Source organism: Pseudoalteromonas sp. APC 3224, assembly GCF_030407535.1.
Classification (GTDB): Bacteria; Pseudomonadota; Gammaproteobacteria; order Enterobacterales; family Alteromonadaceae; genus Pseudoalteromonas.
In genome coordinates, this window is the sequence record NZ_JASDDF010000025.1 from 13,852 (window position 1) to 34,258 (window position 20,407).

Sequence of the window (20,407 nt, forward strand, 5' to 3'; positions counted from 1 at the left end):
TAGATGCCTTTATTTAGATTAATGCATTAATTGCTATTCATCATCTTCAACAAGGGTCATCAACGAGGTGTTACCGCCTGATGCCGTCGTGTCTATACTGATTGTTTTTTCAGTAATTAAGCGCTTTATTAGCGTGTCGTAATACTCAGAGCTGATCACTGGTAGTATTGCGCCTTTACGTTGTGCAAGCTGTTGGCTGAAGTAGCCTAAGCGAGAAGAACGTGCAGCAACTACCGCACCGGCTAGGTGAGGATGCGCCAATATCGCTTGTAATTGATTTGGTTTAGCTACTTGGAAAACACCTTCAGCAACGCCAGTCGCAATAAATTTATCTCTAAAAGCAACCGCTTCATCATAAAATATTTCAGATGCTACCGTTATTACCGTGTTACCAGCAGCAAGCGCGGTAATAATCGATAGTGCCCAAAAGTTAAATGAGGTGCTCTTATCTGCGTAACATACTACACAGCCGCGTGCTTCAAGGTGAAGGGTGTTTGACTCACCCGTTGGCCCCGGTAAGGTTGTATATTTGCGCATGTGCTTTTCTAAGCGGTTTAACTGAGCACGTGCATCGGCAAGCGTTAACGCTAAATCGTCTGCAAGATCATCAATAATTTCAACGGTTGCTACTTTCGCTAATAACTGACGCACCGCAGAAACACGATCATTCAGTGGTGTTGCACGCCAAATTTTTTCATCGCGCATAGAGTTAACCATTAGCTTTTCTACTTGCTCATTTGCGCCACTGTAGTGGTGTAAATCAAGCTCGTCTGGCGTTAGGTTAGTCATTTGTACGTTATCTGGTGATGCTTTTTCTTTGATTAAGCGTTGTAGGTAGTTTGGTCCACCCGCTTTAGGGCCAGTACCCGATAGTCCACGGCCACCAAATGGTTGCACGCCAACAATCGCACCAATCATATTACGGTTTACGTAAACATTACCTGCGCGCGACATTTTAGCTAGGTGTTCACAGCGCTCTTCAATACGAGAATGAATACCCATTGTTAAGCCGTAACCGGTGTTGTTAATTTGGTCGACAACACTATCAAGCTCACTCGCTTTAAAGCGGATCACATGTACACACGGGCCAAATACTTCACGCTTTAATACCGATAAGTCTTTGATTTCGTATAAACGTGGTGCAAAGAAAAATGCGCCATTTTCGCTGTTATCAGGAATTTTACACTCGTAGTGAAGTGTTGCATTACCTTTTAGGTATTCAACATGATCATTAAGTGTTTTCAGCGCTTTTTCATCAATTACAGGGCCTACGTCTGTAGAGAGTAATGATGGGTCGCCAATATGTAACTCAGCAAGTGCGCCTTTGATCATATCGATAATGCCATCAGCAACATCTTCTTGAATAAAGAGCACGCGTAATGCCGAACAACGTTGACCGGCACTTTGGAAACCAGAACTGATAACATCATCAACAACTTGCTCAGGAAGCGCTGTTGAGTCAACAATCATACAGTTTTGACCGCCAGTTTCTGCAATTAAAGGTACTTGAATATCGTTACGTGCAGCTAATGTTTGCGAAATAAGCGTGCCCGTTTCAGTTGAACCTGTAAACATAACAGCTTGAATGCGCTCATCTGGCACAATGGTTTTACCTACTTCGCTACCGCGAGCAATCACAGGCTGTACAACGTGCTCAGGTAAACCAACAGAAAGCATTAATTCAATAGCGCGTAGGGCAATTAAGCTCGTCTGTTCTGCAGGTTTTGCAATTACAGTGTTACCCGTAACGATAGCAGCTGCAACTTGACCTAAGAAAATAGCGAGTGGGAAGTTCCATGGGCTAATACATAAAATCACACCACGAGCTTCAAAGCGCTCATCTTGAGCAAGCTCTTCAGCACGGGCAGCGTAGTAACGACAAAAATCAACCGCTTCGCGTACTTCATCAATACCATCTTGTGCCACTTTACCTGCTTCTTTGATACAGATAGCAACAAGTTCATCATGATGACGCTCTAAAATATCAGCAACGCGACGCAATAAATTAGCGCGCTCTTTTACTGGCGTTTGTGACCATGATTCAAAAGCGGTTTCAGCGTTGGCTAGCAACACTTTCATTTCATCGCTATTTTGTAATTTCACATGGCCAATAATTTCTTTATGGTTTGCTGGGTTTTTAACTGCCAGCGCGCCCTCTGGTACTTGGCTTTCTTCAATTAAGTGCTCTTCAAACCAAGTGTCTAAATTTTCTTTAAACGGGGTTATCACGTTAATATCAGTTAAATCCATACCCTTTGAGTTGGCACGTTCTTCACCGTATAAATCAATTGGCATTTTTATTTGCGTGTTGTACTTATTACGTAATCCTTGCAGTGTTTCAACAGGATCTGGTAATAATGCTTCAACCGGTTGGGTGGTATCTACAATGGCATTTACAAAAGATGAGTTAGCACCATTTTCTAGTAAACGACGAACAAGGTAAGCAAGTAGGTCTTCGTGCTGGCCTACTGGTGCGTATACACGACACTGGATTTTTTCTTCATTAACGATTTGGTCAAATAAAGATTCACCCATACCGTGCAGACGTTGGAATTCAAAACCTTGGTTATCACCTTTCGCTACTTCTAAAATAGTCGCTGCAGTATAGGCGTTGTGTGTTGCAAATTGCGGGTAAAGCACATCTCGTGCTTCAAGCATTTTAATCGCACATGCTTTGTATGACACATCTGTGGTTGCTTTACGGGTAAATACCGGGAAGAAGTCTAAACCATCTTGTTGCGTGGTTTTGATTTCGGTATCCCAGTATGCGCCTTTTACTAAACGCACCATCATTTTACGACCCACACGGGTTGCTAGGTCTGTTAGCCATTCAATAACAAAAATAGCGCGTTTTTGATACGCCTGAACCGCTAAACCAAAACCTTGCCAATCGCCAAGGTCGTCATCGCTAAATACCGCTTCAATAACATCGAGAGAAATATCCAAACGGTCTGCTTCTTCAGCATCAACAGTAAAACCGATGTCGTATTTTTTAGCGGCAAGAGCAAGTTCTTTTAGTTTTGGAACGATTTCTTCCATCACGCGCTCTTTATGAGTAAATTCATAACGCGGATGAATAGCCGATAACTTTACAGAAATACCTGGGCTTTTAATCGGGCCACGACCATTCGCCGCTTTACCGATAGCATGAATCGCATTCATGTAGCTGTCGAAATAACGCTTAGCGTCTTTCATTGTGCGAGCGCCTTCACCTAGCATATCGTATGAATATACATAGCCTTTTTGCTCTTTTTCAGCCGCGCGCTCAATTGCTTCGTTAATGGTACGACCCATTACGAATTGCTTACCCATTATCTTCATCGCAAAGTTCACAGACTTACGAATAACTGGCTCGCCTAAACGACCAATTGTTTTTTTAAGTATGCCAAACTGCTGCTCTTTCGTTTTGTCGTTATAGTTAACCATTTTACCGGTTACTAGTAATCCCCAAGACGAGGCATTAACGAATAAAGAATCACTACTACCTAAGTGAGAGCTCCAATCGCCATTTGCTAATTTATCACGTATTAATGTTTCTTGAGTTGCTTTATCAGGAACGCGAAGCAATGCTTCGGCTAAACACATTAATACCACACCTTCTTCACTCGATAGTGAAAATTCATTTAATAGCGCATCAACACCGCTTTGACCATCTTGGTCTTTACGAATGTTTAAAACTATTTGGCGAGCTCTTTCCCATGCACGGCTTCGTGCTTTAACACCGACTTCTGCAAGTGGTAAAATGTGATCAATAACCGCATTTTCATCAATACGGTAAAAGTCACGGATCTTCTGTCTGATCGGACAAGTCGTTGTTAAATCGCCATTGAATAACATAAGCAACCCTCAGGAGTGTTAAGACTTAGGATAATTGTTAATTACCGCTAAATGTTGTTGGTGTAAAGCGTGCATTCTAATTAAAATCCAGCAGAATATGCTGGTTAATTTCGCCGTTTTACGATAATTTACAGGGCATATTATTAACTTATCCATATAAAATACTGATATGACTAATCCGAATAGATTACGCCTGCTTGATCGTATCGATATATCAATTTTAGACGTTTTGCAGCGCAATGGTAGAATTTCAAATGTTAACCTCGCAAAGCAGGTGAATTTAAGCCCCAGTCCCTGTTTAGATAGGGTTAAACGTTTAGAGCAAGAGGGCTATATTGAAGGGTATTTCGCTAAGTTAAGTGAGGAAAAACTTAATCAAAGCTTAGTGGCCCATGTGCAGGTATCATTAGTTACCTCAAATACAGCCGTATTTAAAGTATTTCGTGAACACATTCTTAAAATTAAGCAGGTTGTTGAGTGTGATATGGTAGCGGGTGGTTATGACTATTTATTAAAAATTCGCGTTTCCAACATGGACGAATACAGAGAAGTATTAGGTGATTTGGTTGATATTCCGGGAGTGGGCACACACCACACTTACATGGTAATAGAAAAAATCAAACAAGACCCTGGGCTTCGTTTAGATATATAACGCAGGTATTTTTTAAAGATAAAATATAGCAGGCATAAAAAAAGCATCATATGATGCTTTTTTTATGCCTGCTATATTAAGTTAAGCTTATGCCCAACCTTCATAGCGTTTTCTTCGTGATAACACGATAGTTAAGATAATCCCTAAGAACAAACCTAAAAATGCAATGGCTCCACCGTAAGTAAGTAACTGGCGTTTTTCTTTAGCACTGGTTGCTTGTTTTAGTTGTTGTTCTTGAGAAAGCTCACCTTGTAACTGAGTAATTTGTGCTAATAGTTGCGCGTTTTGTTCGGTTAACTGTGTGTTTTGCTCTTGCAGCTCAGGTAACTCAACTTGCGCTTGGCGAAGTCTATTTTGCATAGTGCTTATTTCATTATTGAGGGCTTGGTATTGTTGTTTTAAACCCGCTGATTCACTAATGAATTTAGCTTCTACCCAGCCTTCACGATCTTTATCATCTTTAACTTTTATAAAGCCATTTTGTTCATCAGATAATAAAGTGAGTTGTGTACCTGCATCTATTGAACCAAGTAAGCGATAGTCTTTACTGGCACCTGAGCGCATGAAAGTATACAAATTATCGATTATATAAGCTGTTTTAGCATTAGTCGGCGACGTTGATTGAGCTTCCTCTGCTTGGCTCATAAACGGGGCGGCTGTTAAAAGCAGCCATAGTAAACAGTGTTTTAGCATTTATCTACCTTGTTAATCTAGCAGTGTCCGTTGTGAACGTGATTTTTATTTCGCATAAGTATATAGATAGTATGGATTTAATAGTTTAATAGCAAGACAGATATTGTAACCAGAGCATTTTGCTTGCGTGTTTATGACTAAAAAATTTGCAATATAGGGCTGCTTTGTTTATTTTGAGCACTTATTAATTTTAAGGGTAATCCGCAAGCCTAATGGATACTGAGATAGAACTGAAATTTTTGGTATCAGATGACGTCATTCCACTGATCCCCTCACTAATTACTCAATTTGCAAAAACAGTCACAAACAAACCTTCTAAAAGTTTGCAAAATGCTTATTATGATACACCAAGCAGAGAGTTAAGAGCACTCGATATTGGCTTTAGAACGCGTTGTACAAACGAGCGCTGTGAGCAAACAATTAAGCTAGCTGGAGAAGTGGTCGGGGGCTTACATCAGCGCCCAGAATACAATCTTCCAATAGAAACAAACCGACCAAATCTAATGGCGTTTGATTCATCAATTTGGCCTCACGGTATGCAAATTGATGCCATATCACAAAATCTATACCCTATTTTTAGTACTAATTTTATTCGCCGTACGTGGTTAATAGAAACCCCAAATGGTGCCCAAATTGAAGTGGTATTAGATAAAGGTGAAATTGCTGCGTCAGGTAAGGTAGAAATCATCAGCGAGCTTGAAATCGAGCTGGTTGAAGGTAGTCGTGAGGAGCTATTTGCTTTTGCAGATATATTAGTGAGCCAAAACAGCATTCGTTTAGGGCTCTATTCAAAAGCAGCAAGAGGCTATCGCCTTGCGGATGAAACACCGCTACAACCAAGTAAATCAATCGGCTTTGTTAAACTTAATAAGCAAGTCACTCAAGAGCAAGCTCTTATTGAAGCTATGGGGTTTGGAATTCGCTTTGTGCAAAAACACGAGCAATGCTACTTCGATAAGCCGAGCTTAAAAACATTAAAGCGGGTAACCGATGGCATTAGTTTAATTAGACACAATTTTTGGTTGTTTGACGATATTGTTAGTAAAGAAAGTACCGATCACCTCAGAACAGAGCTAAAGTGGTTATTAAGTGAATTAGCATGGGTTGAAAATGCGATTCAGTTAAAAACTTATACCTCTAAGCGCCATGCTTTTTATAAAAAAATAAATAGTGCTCCTGCGTTAACGCAAGTTATAAACGATTTAAAAGAGTTACAGCCGAGCATTGACGATATTTTTTCGCTTTTTCATAGTGCCCGCTACAACCGTTTATTGCTGAGCTTAACAACGTGGCTGATAAATAAGCAGTGGCGTAAAGATTGGAGCCAAGCAGAGCTTCAAAATGCAGAGCAACCTATTGTAGATATTGCTCATCGCTTATTTGATAAAGATTGGAAAAACTTACATCGCTTATTGCCTAAAGAGCAAAGCTTAGCAGGCAATGATTACTTAAACTTCCGCACTCAATTAGAAAATAGTTTGCTCAGTGGTAACTGTTTAGGGGCACTGTTTAATAAAGATGAGCGATTAGAATTTAGGCTCCCTTGGCTGGATATTTCTCATGGGATGTATGAGTTAAGCACGCTTGATTATTTAAAACAGCTGTGTGGCGGGCAAGAAGATGCTCAACTGGCAAAAATACAACTATGGTTAGAACAAAAATCTGACTTTTTAGTTAGTGCCATGGAGCAAAGTCGTCATGCTTCATTTGATACAGAACCCTATTGGCTTTAATGACTAAGCACTTTTGTGGCCGGACCTTGCTGCAAAAGTGCATGATTCTTTCACTTTTGTGTTTTGCTACCAATGTGTGTTCACAGCCATCTTGGCAACTTTACGAAAGTAAACAAGGGGTAAGTGTTTATTTTCAGCGTTTAACTGACGATACCTTGAAAATGAAAGCTGAAACGGTGGTTAGCAATGTCACCGCAGAGGATTTAGTTGCTTTACTTAGTGATACCGATACAGCCCCTAGCTGGATAGAAAACATTACTAAGGTCACGTTACTCAAAAGTTTAAGCCCTTCAGAAAACTTAGTTTACAGTTATATTGATAGCCCGTGGCCTGTTAGCAATAGAGATGTGATTACTTATTCGTGCTATACAAGGGTGAGTTCGTTGCAAACGCAGCTTAGTATTCACGCGCGCCCAGATTTTTTACCTAAAACTAAAGGGGTAATAAGAATAAGCACCTTAGATGCAATGTGGCTGTTAACTCAGCAGGCGAAAAATTTGCACATTAGTTATCAGGTATATGCGTTACCAGGCGGTAAGATACCCACGTGGTTAAATAATCGGATCGCCCTAAAAAGTACCCTTAAGACGCTAATAAATCTTGCTGAAATACTCACTACTAAGCAGTACATAGCAAAGCCAACCGTTATTCGCACCGGTAATTGCACACATACCGAACCGCCGCAGTTATAAGTAAAAAAGTGACCTAAGTGATCACTTTTTTAAGTGGATATAAGCTAATCAGTATTTAGCGGATTCACCGTCTTTGGGTAAAGACTGCATTATAAACTCGCGTAAATCGTTATTAGAACTTTCTAAATCTGCATGACGTAGATACATCATGTGGCCACTGCGGTAGCCTTTAAAGCTTAACCTATCTTGCATTTTACCACTTGGATCTAATTGCCACATAGTATATTTGGCATCAAAGTAATTGGTTGCACCGTCAAAATAGCCCGCCTGAACCATTACATTTAAATAAGGGTTTTGAGCCATGGCCAAGCGTAAATTTTCACCGGTATTATTTCCGCTTCTGTCCCATGGGTGAACGTTACCAAATAAGTTATATTTGATATCGGTTTTGTAATTAAGCTCTTCACGAAGATAATAGTTAATTGCAGGAGTGAAAGAATGCAGCCATGATGTAAGCTCTGCCCAGTAATCTGGAGACTCACCGGCATCGCGTTTATCTATGCCTAAATAGCGCGAATCCAGTCGACCAACCATTTGTCCGCGTTCACGCAACAACTCTTTCCAAAAAAACTGTGTTGGAATATCTAAATTGTTTTGACTAACAAATGTTTCAGATAAACCCGCATATTCAGCCATTTTTTTAATAATACGACGTTTTTCGTCAGGCGCAATAAAGCCGCCTTTTGCAAGCGCAGGAATAAGCTCATTAACAGTAAACTGTTCAACTTCTGGTAATAGCTCGTCTAAATCTTTTGCTTGTAAATCGGCGTTTAATGCTTTGTGGTACCATGCAGTAGCTGCAAAGTAAGGTAGGCGGTTAGCTGCTTTTACTGGTCCGTCGCGTTTAATACCGATATCGGTAGGAGAAACGAGTACAACACCGTTAATGTACATCCACTGACTATTTTGCAGCTCATGTGCTAAACCCGATACACGAGTAGTACCATAGCTTTCACCAATTAAAAACTTTGGAGAGCGCCAACGTTCATTTCGAGATACAAAAGTATTAAGCCATTCTGCGAGGTACTTTATATCGGCATTAACGCCAAAAAATAGCTCTTTTTGTTTATCTTTGGGTAAAAGGTTACCGTCTTTATCTTCTACAACACGTGAATAACCCGTATTTACAGGATTTACATAAACGATATCCGCTACATCTAAAACCGAATAAGGGTTATCTTTTACACCATAAGGTTGAATTGGGTAGCCTTCGTCGTCAATTTTTAAAACACGAGGGCCGGTGTAAGCTAAATGCATCCAAACCGATGCTGAGCCTGGGCCACCATTAAATGAAATAAGTAATGGACGCTTTGTTCTGTCATCTACTTTATCGCGGGTGTAGTAAGTGTATTGAAGGGTTGCTATGGCATCTCCCTTGTTATCCCATACCGGTTGTGTGCCTGTTGCTACCGTATAAGAAAATCGTTCGTTATTTATTTTTGCTTTGTGCTGAGTAACTACTTTACTGTCGATATCAATACGGCGTTGATTATCGGCAAACGTTGCACTTGTAAATGTAAGTGCAATTGCGGCAATGGGTAAAAATAGACTTCGACTAAATTTCATAACTAACCCTTTTTATTTTATGTACTGCAGTTATAGCGATATTTGAGTAAAAAACAAAAGTATTGAGACTAGCTGCCGATAATAATCGTTGAGTTTATGTAATTAAGATTAATCTCAACATAGCAAACAGGCGAAATATACTTGATGTGTATGCCATACTGTAAGTTTAAGGCGATTAAAAAATTTAATTATTAATTAAGTTTTTTAAGTTATTGGTCGCTTTAATTGTTTTTAAATGGATGCTTGAGAGTGATTTATTTTTAGGTTTATTACCATAAAGGTTGAACGTAAATGAAAGGGAGTTTATGCAACGGGTTTTAATTGTTGAAGATAATATAAGGGTAAAACAGGTACTCAAACATATTGCTGCTCATTACCTTGATGTGCGGGTTGATTTCGCTCAGTCACTTACTCAATGTAAAAAGTTACTAAATCAAACTAGTTATTCGCTCGCGTTAGTTGATTTATCTGTTGGTGGTCAAATCGATACTGATATAACTCGCTTTACACTGTCGCAAGGTATCCCTACGTTGGTGATGACAACGCAAACAGATGAACATACACGTTTAAAAATGCTGGAATTAGGTATTATCGATTACGTCATTAAAGATAATCGCGACTCTTATCTTTACGCCATAAAATTTGTAGCACAGTTATTGCGTAACCAGGGGCGCAAAGCACTGGTTGTAGATAATTCCTTATTGAGCAGTAGCTTGGTTAAGCAAATGCTTGAAAAACAATTGTTTGACGTCATTACTGTTGATAATAGTGCGCAAGCTCTTCATATACTTGAGCATGATCAGGCAATCAACTTAGTGATCACTGACCATAACTTATCAGGTATGAATGGTTTTGAATTAATTAGAGCAATTCGAAATATTAAAAGCCGTGAGCAATTGGCCATTATTGGTTTAGCTGATGTATATAGTTATGGCGTTGCTGCACGATTTATTAAATCAGGTGCGAATGACTTTTTAACTAAACCCTTCACCCATGAAGAGTTTCACTTTCGAGTGGTGCAAACTATGGAGTCAATATGGCTAAGTGATGCTAAAAAACCGGCTTTGTCTTTCGATGCGACAGAGTAACTTTAATCTTAAATACGTTATCAATGTGTATTTGGGAGTGTAACGGTTAGTTAAAGACGACTATTTGCGTATTTATCGACTCGCACCAATTCTGTATTTTGCTTAAAAAAAGCGCACCTAAATGGTGCGCTTTTTTGTTTTTTATATTATTTAATTTAATAACCCTCTGTTTTTATTTGTAATTTAAAGGTGGCACAAAGGTTGGATTGTATAGAGCAAATACAATAACAAGCTAGTGTCCTAAGGGGGCCTTTGTGAAAATGATCAGTGCAATAATAAAGCCATTCAAACTAGATGATGTGCGTGAAGCACTCGCTGATTTAGGCATCGAAGGAATGACAGTGGTTGACGTTAAGGGGTTTGGACGTCAAAGAGGTCATACAGAGTTATACCGTGGTGCAGAGTACCAAGTTGACTTTATACCTAAAATTAAACTTGAAATTGCCACTCGAAGTGAAAATTGCCAACGCGTTGTAGAAACCATTACCAAAGTTGCTGGAACGGGCAAAATTGGTGACGGCAAAATTTTTGTTTACGACCTAGATCAAATCGTCCGTATTCGTACAGGCGAACTTGATGATGACGCAATTTAAGGGGGCAACATGGAAAATACAATTATAGAGCTGAAGTTTTCGCTCGATACGTTTTACTTTTTAATTTCTGGCATCTTAGTTATGTGGATGGCAGCTGGTTTTGCAATGTTAGAAGCTGGTTTAGTGCGCTCAAAAAATACTACAGAAATCCTAACTAAAAATATCGCACTTTATTCTATCGCTTGTACTATGTTTTTGTTGGTCGGTTACAACATTATGTATGTAGACAACGTTGAAGGCGGAATAATTCCTTCATTTGGTGGCCTAATAGGTAGTCAAGCGGCAGACGCCGATCATTCACTAGAGTCTGATTTTTTCTTCCAAGTAGTATTTGTTGCAACGGCTATGTCTATTGTATCTGGCGCCGTAGCGGAGCGTATGAAGTTATGGGCTTTCTTAGTGTTTACAGTAGTACTTACAGGATTAATTTACCCAATTGAAGGTTACTGGACATGGGGTGGCGGCTTCCTATCTGAATTAGGCTTTGTTGATTTTGCAGGTTCTGCCATTGTCCATGCAACCGGTGCAGCTGCAGCGCTTGCGGGTGTAATTCTACTGGGTGCACGTAAAGGTAAATATGGTAAAAATGGTGAAATTTACCCAATTCCAGGTTCAAACTTGCCACTTGCTACATTGGGTACATTTATTTTATGGATGGGTTGGTTTGGCTTTAACGGTGGATCACAGTTATTAATTTCAGATAAAGAAAATGCAACTGCAGTAGGTCAAATACTACTTAACACCAATGCTGCTGCAGCTATGGGTGCAATTTCAGCCTTGTTCTTATGTAAATTATTATGGGGTAAGGCAGATTTAACCATGGTACTTAATGGCGCACTTGCAGGCTTAGTGGTTATTACTGCAGATCCATTATCACCATCACCATTAATGGCGTGTTTATATGGCCTACTAGGTGGGTCTTTGGTTGTACTAAGCATTGTGGCACTTGATAAAGTGAAAATTGACGACCCTGTAGGTGCCATCTCTGTGCATGGTGTATGTGGCATATTAGGTGTGGTATTAGTGCCGGTTACTAATGCCGAGGCTAACCTTGTGGCACAGTTAATTGGTTTACTATGTATCATTGGCTTTGTGTTTATCGCATCATTCATTGTTTGGGCAGTCTTAAAACAAACTATGGGTATTCGTGTTACCGAAGAGGAAGAGCTAAACGGTATGGATCAACATGATTGTGGTATTGATGCTTACCCAGAATTTGTTTCAGTAAGAAGTAATTAAAAGTATTGTGTGTTCAATCAAAGCCCTACTCAGTTAGGGCTTTTTTGATTTCAGGAAGGGTTAATTTTTCAGGTGTTAGAGTAATGTGATAAGCTCCTCGCGTTAAATCAACCTTTGGAATGTATTACACTTAAATGGCTGAAAAAAAGAAAACACCGACCAGTAAACCCTCGACTAAGCGCGCTACTAAGTCATCTAAAACATCAGCGCGAAAAAGTGCTGCAAAAAAAACCGCAAGTTCGGCTAAACGGCCATTTTTAAAAACGTTGTTTTCTATTTTTTGGAAACTGAGTCTGGCGACTTTCATCGCTGTAGCACTTTACTTTATTTATCTTGATGCAAAAATCACCCGCCAATTTGAAGGCAATAAATGGCAACTTCCAGCCCAAGTGTATGCGCGTTCAATGACGTTTTTTCCTGGGCAGTTTTTATCTGAGCAAGAAGTTTTATGGGAGCTTAAACGTTTAAATTACACGGCAGTTAATCGCTTAAGCCGCACAGGGCAATATATTAAAACAGCTAATAGTATTAAGATTTTTCGTCGTGATTTTGAATTTTATGATGGTTTAGAAAATGCCCACGTAATTGAACTACGTTTCTCTGGAGAAAAGGTTGCCAGTATTAAAGATAAATTCGGTCGTCGCTTAAACACTGCCAGATTAGAGCCTGTACAAATAGCCCGTATAGGTAATGACTCAAAACAAGACCGCGAATTTGTGCCATTAGATAAATTTCCTGACATGCTTAAAAATGCTTTGTTAGTGGTCGAAGACCGCGATTTTTATGATCACCATGGGGTATCGGTATTTTCTATTTTACGGGCTTTATATATCAATATTCGCGCAGGAAGAACCGTGCAAGGGGGCAGCACACTGACGCAACAGCTAGCTAAAAATATTTATCTTACCCGTGAACGTTCATTAGTACGTAAAATCAATGAAGCTTTTATTGCGCTTATTCTTGATTATCGTTATTCAAAAGATCAGATTCTTGAAGCCTATTTAAACGAAGTCTACCTAGGTCAGTCTTATAACCAAGGAGTACATGGGATGGGGCTGGCTGCTGAGTTTTACTTTGCAAAACCCGTTGATGAACTTGAGTACGACCAAATTGCTCTGCTGGTGGCCATGGTTAAAGGCCCTTCTTATTATAACCCTAGACGTTATAAAGAACGTGCTATGGAGCGTCGTGACTTAGTACTGCGTTTAATGGTCGATAACAAACTTATTTCCACTAAAGAGTATCGAGCCTCATTAAAGCGCGCAATTGATATTGCGCCAATGAAAGCCAGCTTACAAAAGTCTTACCCAGGTTACTTAGAGTTGGTTAATCGCGAGTTGAAACAGCTGCTACCTGATCAAGAAGTATTAGATGCAGGAGTGCGCGTATTTACCTACTTTGACTTGCAAAAACAAACCGCAATGGAAGAATCGATTAAGGCCAGTTTACCTTATTTGGAAAGGCGTCCAAATACCAAAGAATTAGAAGCGGCAATGATCTCCGTTAATGTTGAAAAAGCTGGTGTATCAGCGTTAGTCTCTGGACGTGATGTGCGCTATTCAGGGTTTAACCGGGTGCTTGATACCAAGCGCAATATTGGCTCATTAGTTAAACCGGCAGTGTATTTAAGTGCACTGCAGCTTCCTCATTATAATTTAGCGACATTGCTTGATGATTCACCCGTGCAAGTCACCAACGAAGAGGGAAAAGTATGGCAGCCAGAAAACTTTGATCATCAATACCGAGGCGCCGTGCCTCTTTATAAAGCATTCAGCCACAGCATTAATATTCCGGCAGTTAACTTAGGGCTTGATGTTGGGGTTGATAAAGTTGCTAATACACTCAGAGGACTAGGTGCTAAAGGCCATATTAATGAATACCCGTCGCTGCTATTAGGGGCTATTGAAATGTCGAGTTTTGAAGTGGCCCAGCTTTATACCACTATTGCTGCTGATGGCGAATACAGAGAGCTGACGTCTATCTCGGCATTAACTGACTCTGTTGGTAAAGTACTTTATAAGCATAAAGTGAGTAACGAACAACGCTTTGATAAAGATGCCATGTACATGACCAAATACGCTATGAAGCGAGTAACTAAAGATGGCACCGCTAAGCGCTTAAATTTACATTTTCCGTCGATTCAGTTAGCAGGTAAAACAGGTACCAGTAACGAATTACGCGATAGCTGGTTTGCCGGGTTTGATCAAAATACAGTGACGGTTGCATGGCTAGGTCGTGACGATAATAAAAGCACTGGTTTGACTGGTAGTGTCGGGGCGCTTGAAACCTATATTCGTTATTTAAAACCGCTAAACCCCCAAGCCATTGCCGATACTCGTCCACCTTCAATTCGGTGGGCATTTGTAAACGAGCAAACCGGGAAGCAAGCACCACCAGGGTGTGGCAAAGTGATTCAATTACCGCTTAGGGCCAGTGAGTTTAAACCAAGACCCCAATGTATTCGCTAAGTAATAAAAACAAAAAAGCCCGAAAGGGCTTTTTTTTATGGATTTCTTTAATAAAGGACTAGTGAAATGTTTTTATTTATTTTTATAGTATAAATATTGTTCACCTGTTGTTAGTTTAAAGGAATGGGTATTTGTTTGTTTTTTGTTAAATTTGTTTGTTTTTTTGTTTGCATTTTTGTTTCATAAGCATATTATAAATATGCCTTTAAGGCATATAATTATAATTTCAAACAGGGATAAATAATGAAATCAATATTTAGGAAAAGTATAACGGCAATTGCCGTATCAGCATCCTTAGGCCTAGCATTACCTGCTGTTGCATCTGATGTAATAGGAACTGTAAATAATATTAATGATAATAGTTCTTACACTGTAAAAGTTAAAAACCCTGCAACTGGTTTAGAGCGAACTCTAAGTATTTCTAGTGAAGGTACCTTTCGCTTTGCCTCTCTGCCTACAGGTAGTTACGAGATACAAATATTAAAAGGCGATGCTGTAGTTGCTGAAGACCGCGTTAGAGTCTCTTTAGGTGCCAATTCAAAAGCTAACTTTGACCTAAACAGTTTCGATTCTTCTGGCCCAGAGGTAATTCAAGTTGTTGGTGCTCGTATTTCATCAATAGATCTTTCAACAGCTGATTCGGGCCTAGTTATTACAGATGCTGAAATTGACAGAATGCCAATTAATCGTGATTTAACATCAGTTGCATTATTAGCACCTGGGGCTGTAAAAGGCGATAGCGCATTTGGAAATACAGCGTCATTTGGTGGTTCTTCTGTTGCTGAAAATGCATGTTATATTAACGGGTTAGAAGTTACTAATACTCGCCAAGGCTTAGGGTGTGGCGAAGTCCCGTTTGAATTCTATGACCAATTTCAAGTTAAAACCGGTGGTTATTCAGCCAAGTTTGGCCGAGCTACTGGTGGTACTATTAATACAACTACAAAAGGCGGTACTAACGATTGGGAATTTTCTGCTGTAGTTCAGTACCAACCTGATTCTTTGCAAGAAGAGGGCAGCATTTCTCGTGGCAATAATGGAGCAGGTCAAATTTTCAGAGATGAAAGTTATGACTCTGATAACAAGACTGACGTTACACTTGCTGTTGGTGGCCCACTTATTGAAGACACACTTTTTTTCTATGGGTTAATAAACCCGCGTGATACTGAGTCGTCTTATACTTGGGGTGGAGATGAATTTTCACCGAACGATCAGTACCGAGAAGAATCTGCATCTGGCGGAGATAATTTATTCTGGGGTGGTAAACTCGATTGGGATATTAATGAAAACCATCGCTTAAGCTATTTTGCTTATTCAAATCGTCGTGATATTGAGCGTTCTGTTTATGATTACAACAACGGTGTTATAGGCGACCGCAAAGATGGTGCATTACTTAAGCGTGGTGGCGAAGCGCAAAGCTTGAGTTACACAGGTGTACTAACTGAAGATTTAGTTGTCACAGCAATGGCTGGTACAATTGAGACTGAGTATGAAACGCAATCAGAAAACTTAATTTGCCCAAGTATTACAGATTCTCGTGGTACTTCTAATCCAATCACTGGTTGTGGTGCTGGTGGTAGCTTTGGTGCAAATAATGATGAAAATACTCAGTACCGCCTTGATATTGAGTATGTTTGGCAAGACCATCAGATTAGCTTTGGTATCGATTATCAAGAGCGTGAATCTGAGCGAGTGAGTCGTCCTATCGGTGGCCACAGTTATGATTACCGTACACTAGCGGCTAACGGCAGTTTTCAAGCTGATAATGGCGCATTAACAAACAATACTGGTAATGTATTGCAATACGTTGAAGATCGAGTATTTGATGGTGGCGGTAGCTTTAAGTCAGAGCTTACGGCTTATTACATAGAAGATAATTGGCAAGTAACAGATGATTTTGCGGTAACTGTTGGCTTACGTATAGATGAGTTTGATAGTTGGGGCACAACAGATAAGCTACTTACAAGCTTCAAAACGGATGTTGCTCCTCGTTTAGGTTTCACGTGGGATCCAACGAGCACTGGCGACACTAAAGTATATGGTACTTATGGACGTTATTACTTACCTGTTGCAAATAACACTATTTTCCGTGCAGCTTCTGGGGTAAGTGATATTACTACTGCTTACACGTATACGGGTGTTGATGCAACGACAGGAGCACCTACAGGTTTGGCTCCTTTGGCAGATACTCTTGGCTCAGGCGGTTTAGCAAACTCACAACAAGTAAGTGGTGTTCCGGTTATCCCAGAAAAAGATATTTTCCAAGCGCAAGAAGCCGAACCATTTTCAAAAGATGAATATATTTTAGGTGTACAGCAAGCACTAAATGATGAGTACACTGTTGGTATTAAAGGTGTTTATCGTGAAGTTGCTACTGCATTAGATGATTACTGTGGTCGTTATGCTTACCCATATTGTGTGATGATTAATCCTGGTTCATCTTCTAGCTGGTATAGTGATGGTTACTATTGGAATGGTACTGATTGGGGTGATTCAAGCTTTGATAACGACGGTGTTCCAGATGAAGGTTCACTAACGACTTACTCTGCTGACACTATTGGTTTACCTAAGGCTAATAATGAATATACCGCCGTAGAGTTTAACTTAAATTATCAGGCTGATACGATTCGTTACCAGTTTGGTTATACATGGGCACGAAGTGTTGGTAACTTTGAAGGTGCTGTTAAATCCGATATTGGCCAAGCTGATGCGGGTATTACACAAGACTTCGACTTCCCAGCTGTAATGGATGGCTCTCAGGGTTATCAACCTAATGATCGTCGTCATACATTTAAATTCTTTGGTAGTTGGGAGCCAGTTGAAAACTTGACTGTAGGTTGGAATGCAACATTACAAAGTGGTCGTCCTAAAAGTTTATTCGGCCAAGGTTACCCGTCAAAAGATCCAAATCTAAATGGTGGTTGGGGTGATACTTTCTACATTTACACAAATGAGTGTCCTGATACCAATGGTAATGGTGAATGTGAGCAAGAAGAAAAAATCTATGAGAAGCATGACCGTGGTACAAATGGTCGTACACCATGGACATTTAACTTAGATTTATCTGCTGCATATGACTTTACTGTTTCAGATATTGATATGAGAGCATCAATCAATGTGTTCAACATATTAAATAGTCAGTCAGAGGCTTCTTTGAATGAGCATTACGAGCAAAATGAAGGCGAAGTTAATGCTTACCATGACGCTGCTTACTCTTGGCAGACTCCACGTTATGTTCGTATAGGGTTTGAAGCTCGATTCTAAACTTTATATAGCATCACAATAATATAAATAATAAAAAAGCCCGAAAGGGCTTTTTTTATGCGAAAGCTTTTTTTGTCCTGAAATGCATTTACACATTTAGGATCTATTTATGAAGACCATTGAAATTAAGGGCGCTAAGCGTACCCAACGAGATTGTACATTAGGCTTTAAACTATCCGTTGTTAAGTAAGTAGAAAAAGGTGACTTCACACACAAGCAAGCGCAAAGCATATATTAACGGTCATTAGTAACTGATAGTTATAGTCGGAGAATAATGGATTATGAGCTGAGTGATGAAATGAAAGCGCTATATATGACGATTAAGCATAGCGTTTTTAAATGTGACGCGATTCATCATTCAGATAGAGGTTTACAGTGTTGCTCTGAAGTATATCAAGATGAGTTATTTAAAGAGAGAATTAAGCCATCGATGACGGATATAACTGTTATCAAAACATCTGAGTAGAGCGTAGAAACGGGATATTAAAGTAATATTCCTACTGTATAAATGTTATACATGGTAGAGTTAAGCTGCTTGTTGAGGAGTTGATATTCATATAAAATGAAATGCGTTCGTACTTAAGTTTGGGTATGAAAATACCAAATCAAGTGTATAAAAAAACTTGGTACTGACACACCAAGCCCCTCATTAAAACCGTCAAATTATTTCAGGACGGGGCAATTATTAATTTTTTAAGATTTAAAAAATTGCATTGATTTAGTCAGATCATCCGATAGTTGCTGTAATCGCTGAGCATCCTGTAAGGAAGACTGTGCCGAACTAAGCGTATGATTAGCTAGGTTACTCACCTCCTCAGAGTCGCCTAGAGCTTGTGCCGTAGCTTGTGATTGCTCTTTTACTCGCAGGGCTATTTCTTCTCCTTGTTGTTTGATCATATTCATACTGTATTCTGCATCTTGTAACACTTGATTTGTTTGTGTTGCGGCATCAACAGATTGCTCCATTTTTTCTACACTAGAATGCATTTTTTGCTGTGTATCTTCAGATGCTTGTTGCAACGAGCTAATAATTTGATGTATTTCTTGGGTTTGCGTTTGTGTGCGTTTAGCGAGTGTCCTTACTTCATCTGCAACAACTGCAAAACCACGGCCATGATCTCCTGCGCGAGCGGCTTCAATAGCGGCATTAAGTGCTAGCAAGTTGGTTTGCTCGGCTATTTCACTTATCCCTTTGCTTACTTTGCTTATTTCTTGGCTATCTTGGGCAAGCTTATTAAGCGATTGCTGGCTGTGTGTAAATTCAACTTTTAAGTCCTGCATGTATTTAGCCAGCTCCATCGTGTTATCTGCGCCTTGTTTAACATGTTTTGTTGCTTTTTGAGCTGTGAGCATTGCCTTATTAGCTGAGTCCTCAACGCTGTGTGCGCTATGGCTCATATTACTTAGGGCTGAGTTAATAGCATTAACGCGGTTTTGCTGCTTTTCTACATCCTGACTCGTTTGGCTACTTACATGAGGTAAGGAGTAGGTTGCATCAGATAGTGAATGTGTGCTGCTTTTAACCTTCTCTAATAGCTGTGTAAAAGCACGTAATAAAGCATTGTACCTTTGGGCAATGATGTCCATTTCATCGTGAGTACTTGAATTGATCTTCGAGTTTAAATCGCCATTGGCTGCTTGCTCTGCACAAAGAGCAAATTGGGTAATAGTATCAACTACAACAAAGTAAAAGCCGACCATAAGATATAAAGCAAATAGCAAACTGATCACAGAGGCCGCTAATACTAAGTTGCGTATCCACAATTGTGAGGCGTATTTTTTTTCAATAAGACTCTCAAGAGTTGGGATACTTTTTTCAACTAGCGTATTAATACTCGTGTTTACATTGTTAGTGAGCTTCGCAAATTCTGCTTTTGTTAAGGCTATGTTGTCAGGTTCGAGTAATTTTTTTTCTATGGCGTTTTTAAATGTATTGATTGCGCTGTGTAATTGTTTTAGTGGCGCAGATAAGGCTTCGCTCACGGTGCTATCAGCATCGGTTGCTACTTTAAGTGTTTTATATAATTGATTTTCATAAAGGGGTAACGATTTATTTAAGTTAGATAGCGCAATAAAGGTTTCAGGAGTAAATCGATTATTATCGATCACAGTGTTTGCACTTCGTGTTAGTAAGTTAATTTGGACAATTAGCGAGGGTAAAGGCAGTACTAATGAGCGGTTAAGGTAGGAGCTTGCAAGCTGGTTATCTAACGCTAAGTTAGATTCAATAGAAATAAACTCGAGTATATCCTGAGTTTTAGTACTATTGATTTGATAGCCTAACGCACGCGCAACTTGTGGATTTTTATCTGTGTTGCCATCTATTTGGTTACTTAAGATGCGATGGTAACCTTTTAAGCCCTGTTGCTGCATTTGCGAAACACTAATACTGTTACCTAGCAAAGACACTAAAAAAAATAAGCTCAGCGCTAATGGTAATAATAAAATTCCAAACACAACACTAATTTTTGTTTTATATTTTAAATTTGCCATGAGTGTGATGGCGGGGGCTGCTAAGTGTCTTAATCCTGACATAGTTTTCTCTTATAATTGATTTAGGCTACATAGACCGTATAAAGTCT

At 39.6% G+C, this 20,407-nt stretch carries 13 protein-coding genes; 9 read left to right on the forward strand and 4 right to left on the reverse strand.

Features of this window, described 5'->3' with window-relative positions:
• Positions 1–33 precede the first annotated feature (33 nt).
• Positions 34–3,837 carry a bifunctional proline dehydrogenase/L-glutamate gamma-semialdehyde dehydrogenase PutA gene (gene putA, locus QL989_RS12470; RefSeq protein WP_290170668.1) on the reverse strand — a complete coding sequence of 1,268 codons (3,804 nt, stop codon included), beginning with the start codon at positions 3,835–3,837 and terminating at the stop codon, positions 34–36.
• Between the two features lie 169 nt (positions 3,838–4,006).
• Between putA and QL989_RS12475 the strand changes: the two genes are divergently transcribed.
• A complete protein-coding gene (locus QL989_RS12475) occupies positions 4,007–4,489 on the forward strand; it encodes a winged helix-turn-helix transcriptional regulator (RefSeq protein WP_010391063.1) in 483 nt (160 codons plus the stop codon).
• 87 nt (positions 4,490–4,576) lie between these two features.
• Here QL989_RS12475 and QL989_RS12480 read toward each other — a convergent pair whose 3' ends face one another.
• Positions 4,577–5,182 carry a TIGR04211 family SH3 domain-containing protein gene (locus QL989_RS12480; protein WP_290170669.1) on the reverse strand — a complete coding sequence of 202 codons (606 nt, stop codon included), beginning with the start codon at positions 5,180–5,182 and terminating at the stop codon, positions 4,577–4,579.
• A gap of 212 nt (positions 5,183–5,394) precedes the next feature.
• Here QL989_RS12480 and QL989_RS12485 point away from each other — a divergent pair, with 212 nt between their 5' ends.
• Positions 5,395–6,915 carry a CYTH and CHAD domain-containing protein gene (locus QL989_RS12485; protein WP_290170670.1) on the forward strand — a complete coding sequence of 507 codons (1,521 nt, stop codon included), beginning with the start codon at positions 5,395–5,397 and terminating at the stop codon, positions 6,913–6,915.
• Positions 6,915–7,607, forward strand: a complete 693-nt coding sequence (locus QL989_RS12490) for an START domain-containing protein (RefSeq protein ID WP_290170671.1) — start codon at positions 6,915–6,917, stop codon at positions 7,605–7,607. Before QL989_RS12485 ends, QL989_RS12490 begins: the two co-directional genes overlap by 1 nt.
• Before the next feature lie 48 nt (positions 7,608–7,655).
• Here QL989_RS12490 and QL989_RS12495 read toward each other — a convergent pair whose 3' ends face one another.
• Positions 7,656–9,173: a carboxypeptidase gene (locus QL989_RS12495; protein ID WP_290170672.1), complete on the reverse strand. Its 1,518-nt coding sequence runs from the start codon at positions 9,171–9,173 to the stop codon at positions 7,656–7,658.
• Between the two features lie 305 nt (positions 9,174–9,478).
• Here QL989_RS12495 and QL989_RS12500 point away from each other — a divergent pair, with 305 nt between their 5' ends.
• From QL989_RS12500 to QL989_RS12525, 6 genes are all read left to right on the forward strand, one after another.
• A complete protein-coding gene (locus tag QL989_RS12500; RefSeq protein WP_138605645.1) occupies positions 9,479–10,261 on the forward strand; it encodes a response regulator in 783 nt (260 codons plus the stop codon).
• A 254-nt stretch (positions 10,262–10,515) separates the two neighbouring features.
• On the forward strand, positions 10,516–10,854 hold the full coding sequence (locus QL989_RS12505; protein ID WP_010391070.1) for a P-II family nitrogen regulator: 339 nt from the start codon (positions 10,516–10,518) through the stop codon (positions 10,852–10,854).
• Positions 10,855–10,863: 9 nt separating this feature from the next.
• The gene (locus QL989_RS12510) at positions 10,864–12,093 is read left to right on the forward strand and encodes an ammonium transporter (protein WP_054202014.1); all 1,230 of its coding nucleotides are present in this window, start codon (positions 10,864–10,866) and stop codon (positions 12,091–12,093) included.
• A 134-nt stretch (positions 12,094–12,227) separates the two neighbouring features.
• Positions 12,228–14,561 (forward strand): penicillin-binding protein 1B, encoded by a 2,334-nt coding sequence (mrcB, locus tag QL989_RS12515; RefSeq protein WP_290170673.1) that lies wholly within the window; start codon positions 12,228–12,230, stop codon positions 14,559–14,561.
• A 243-nt stretch (positions 14,562–14,804) separates the two neighbouring features.
• On the forward strand, positions 14,805–17,825 hold the full coding sequence (locus QL989_RS12520) for a TonB-dependent receptor (RefSeq protein WP_290170674.1): 3,021 nt from the start codon (positions 14,805–14,807) through the stop codon (positions 17,823–17,825).
• A gap of 274 nt (positions 17,826–18,099) precedes the next feature.
• Positions 18,100–18,291 (forward strand): hypothetical protein, encoded by a 192-nt coding sequence (locus QL989_RS12525; RefSeq protein ID WP_290170675.1) that lies wholly within the window; start codon positions 18,100–18,102, stop codon positions 18,289–18,291.
• 227 nt (positions 18,292–18,518) lie between these two features.
• Here the strand turns inward: QL989_RS12525 and QL989_RS12530 are convergent, their stop codons facing one another.
• Positions 18,519–20,360 carry a methyl-accepting chemotaxis protein gene (locus tag QL989_RS12530; protein WP_290170676.1) on the reverse strand — a complete coding sequence of 614 codons (1,842 nt, stop codon included), beginning with the start codon at positions 20,358–20,360 and terminating at the stop codon, positions 18,519–18,521.
• Between the last annotated feature and the right edge of the window lie 47 nt (positions 20,361–20,407).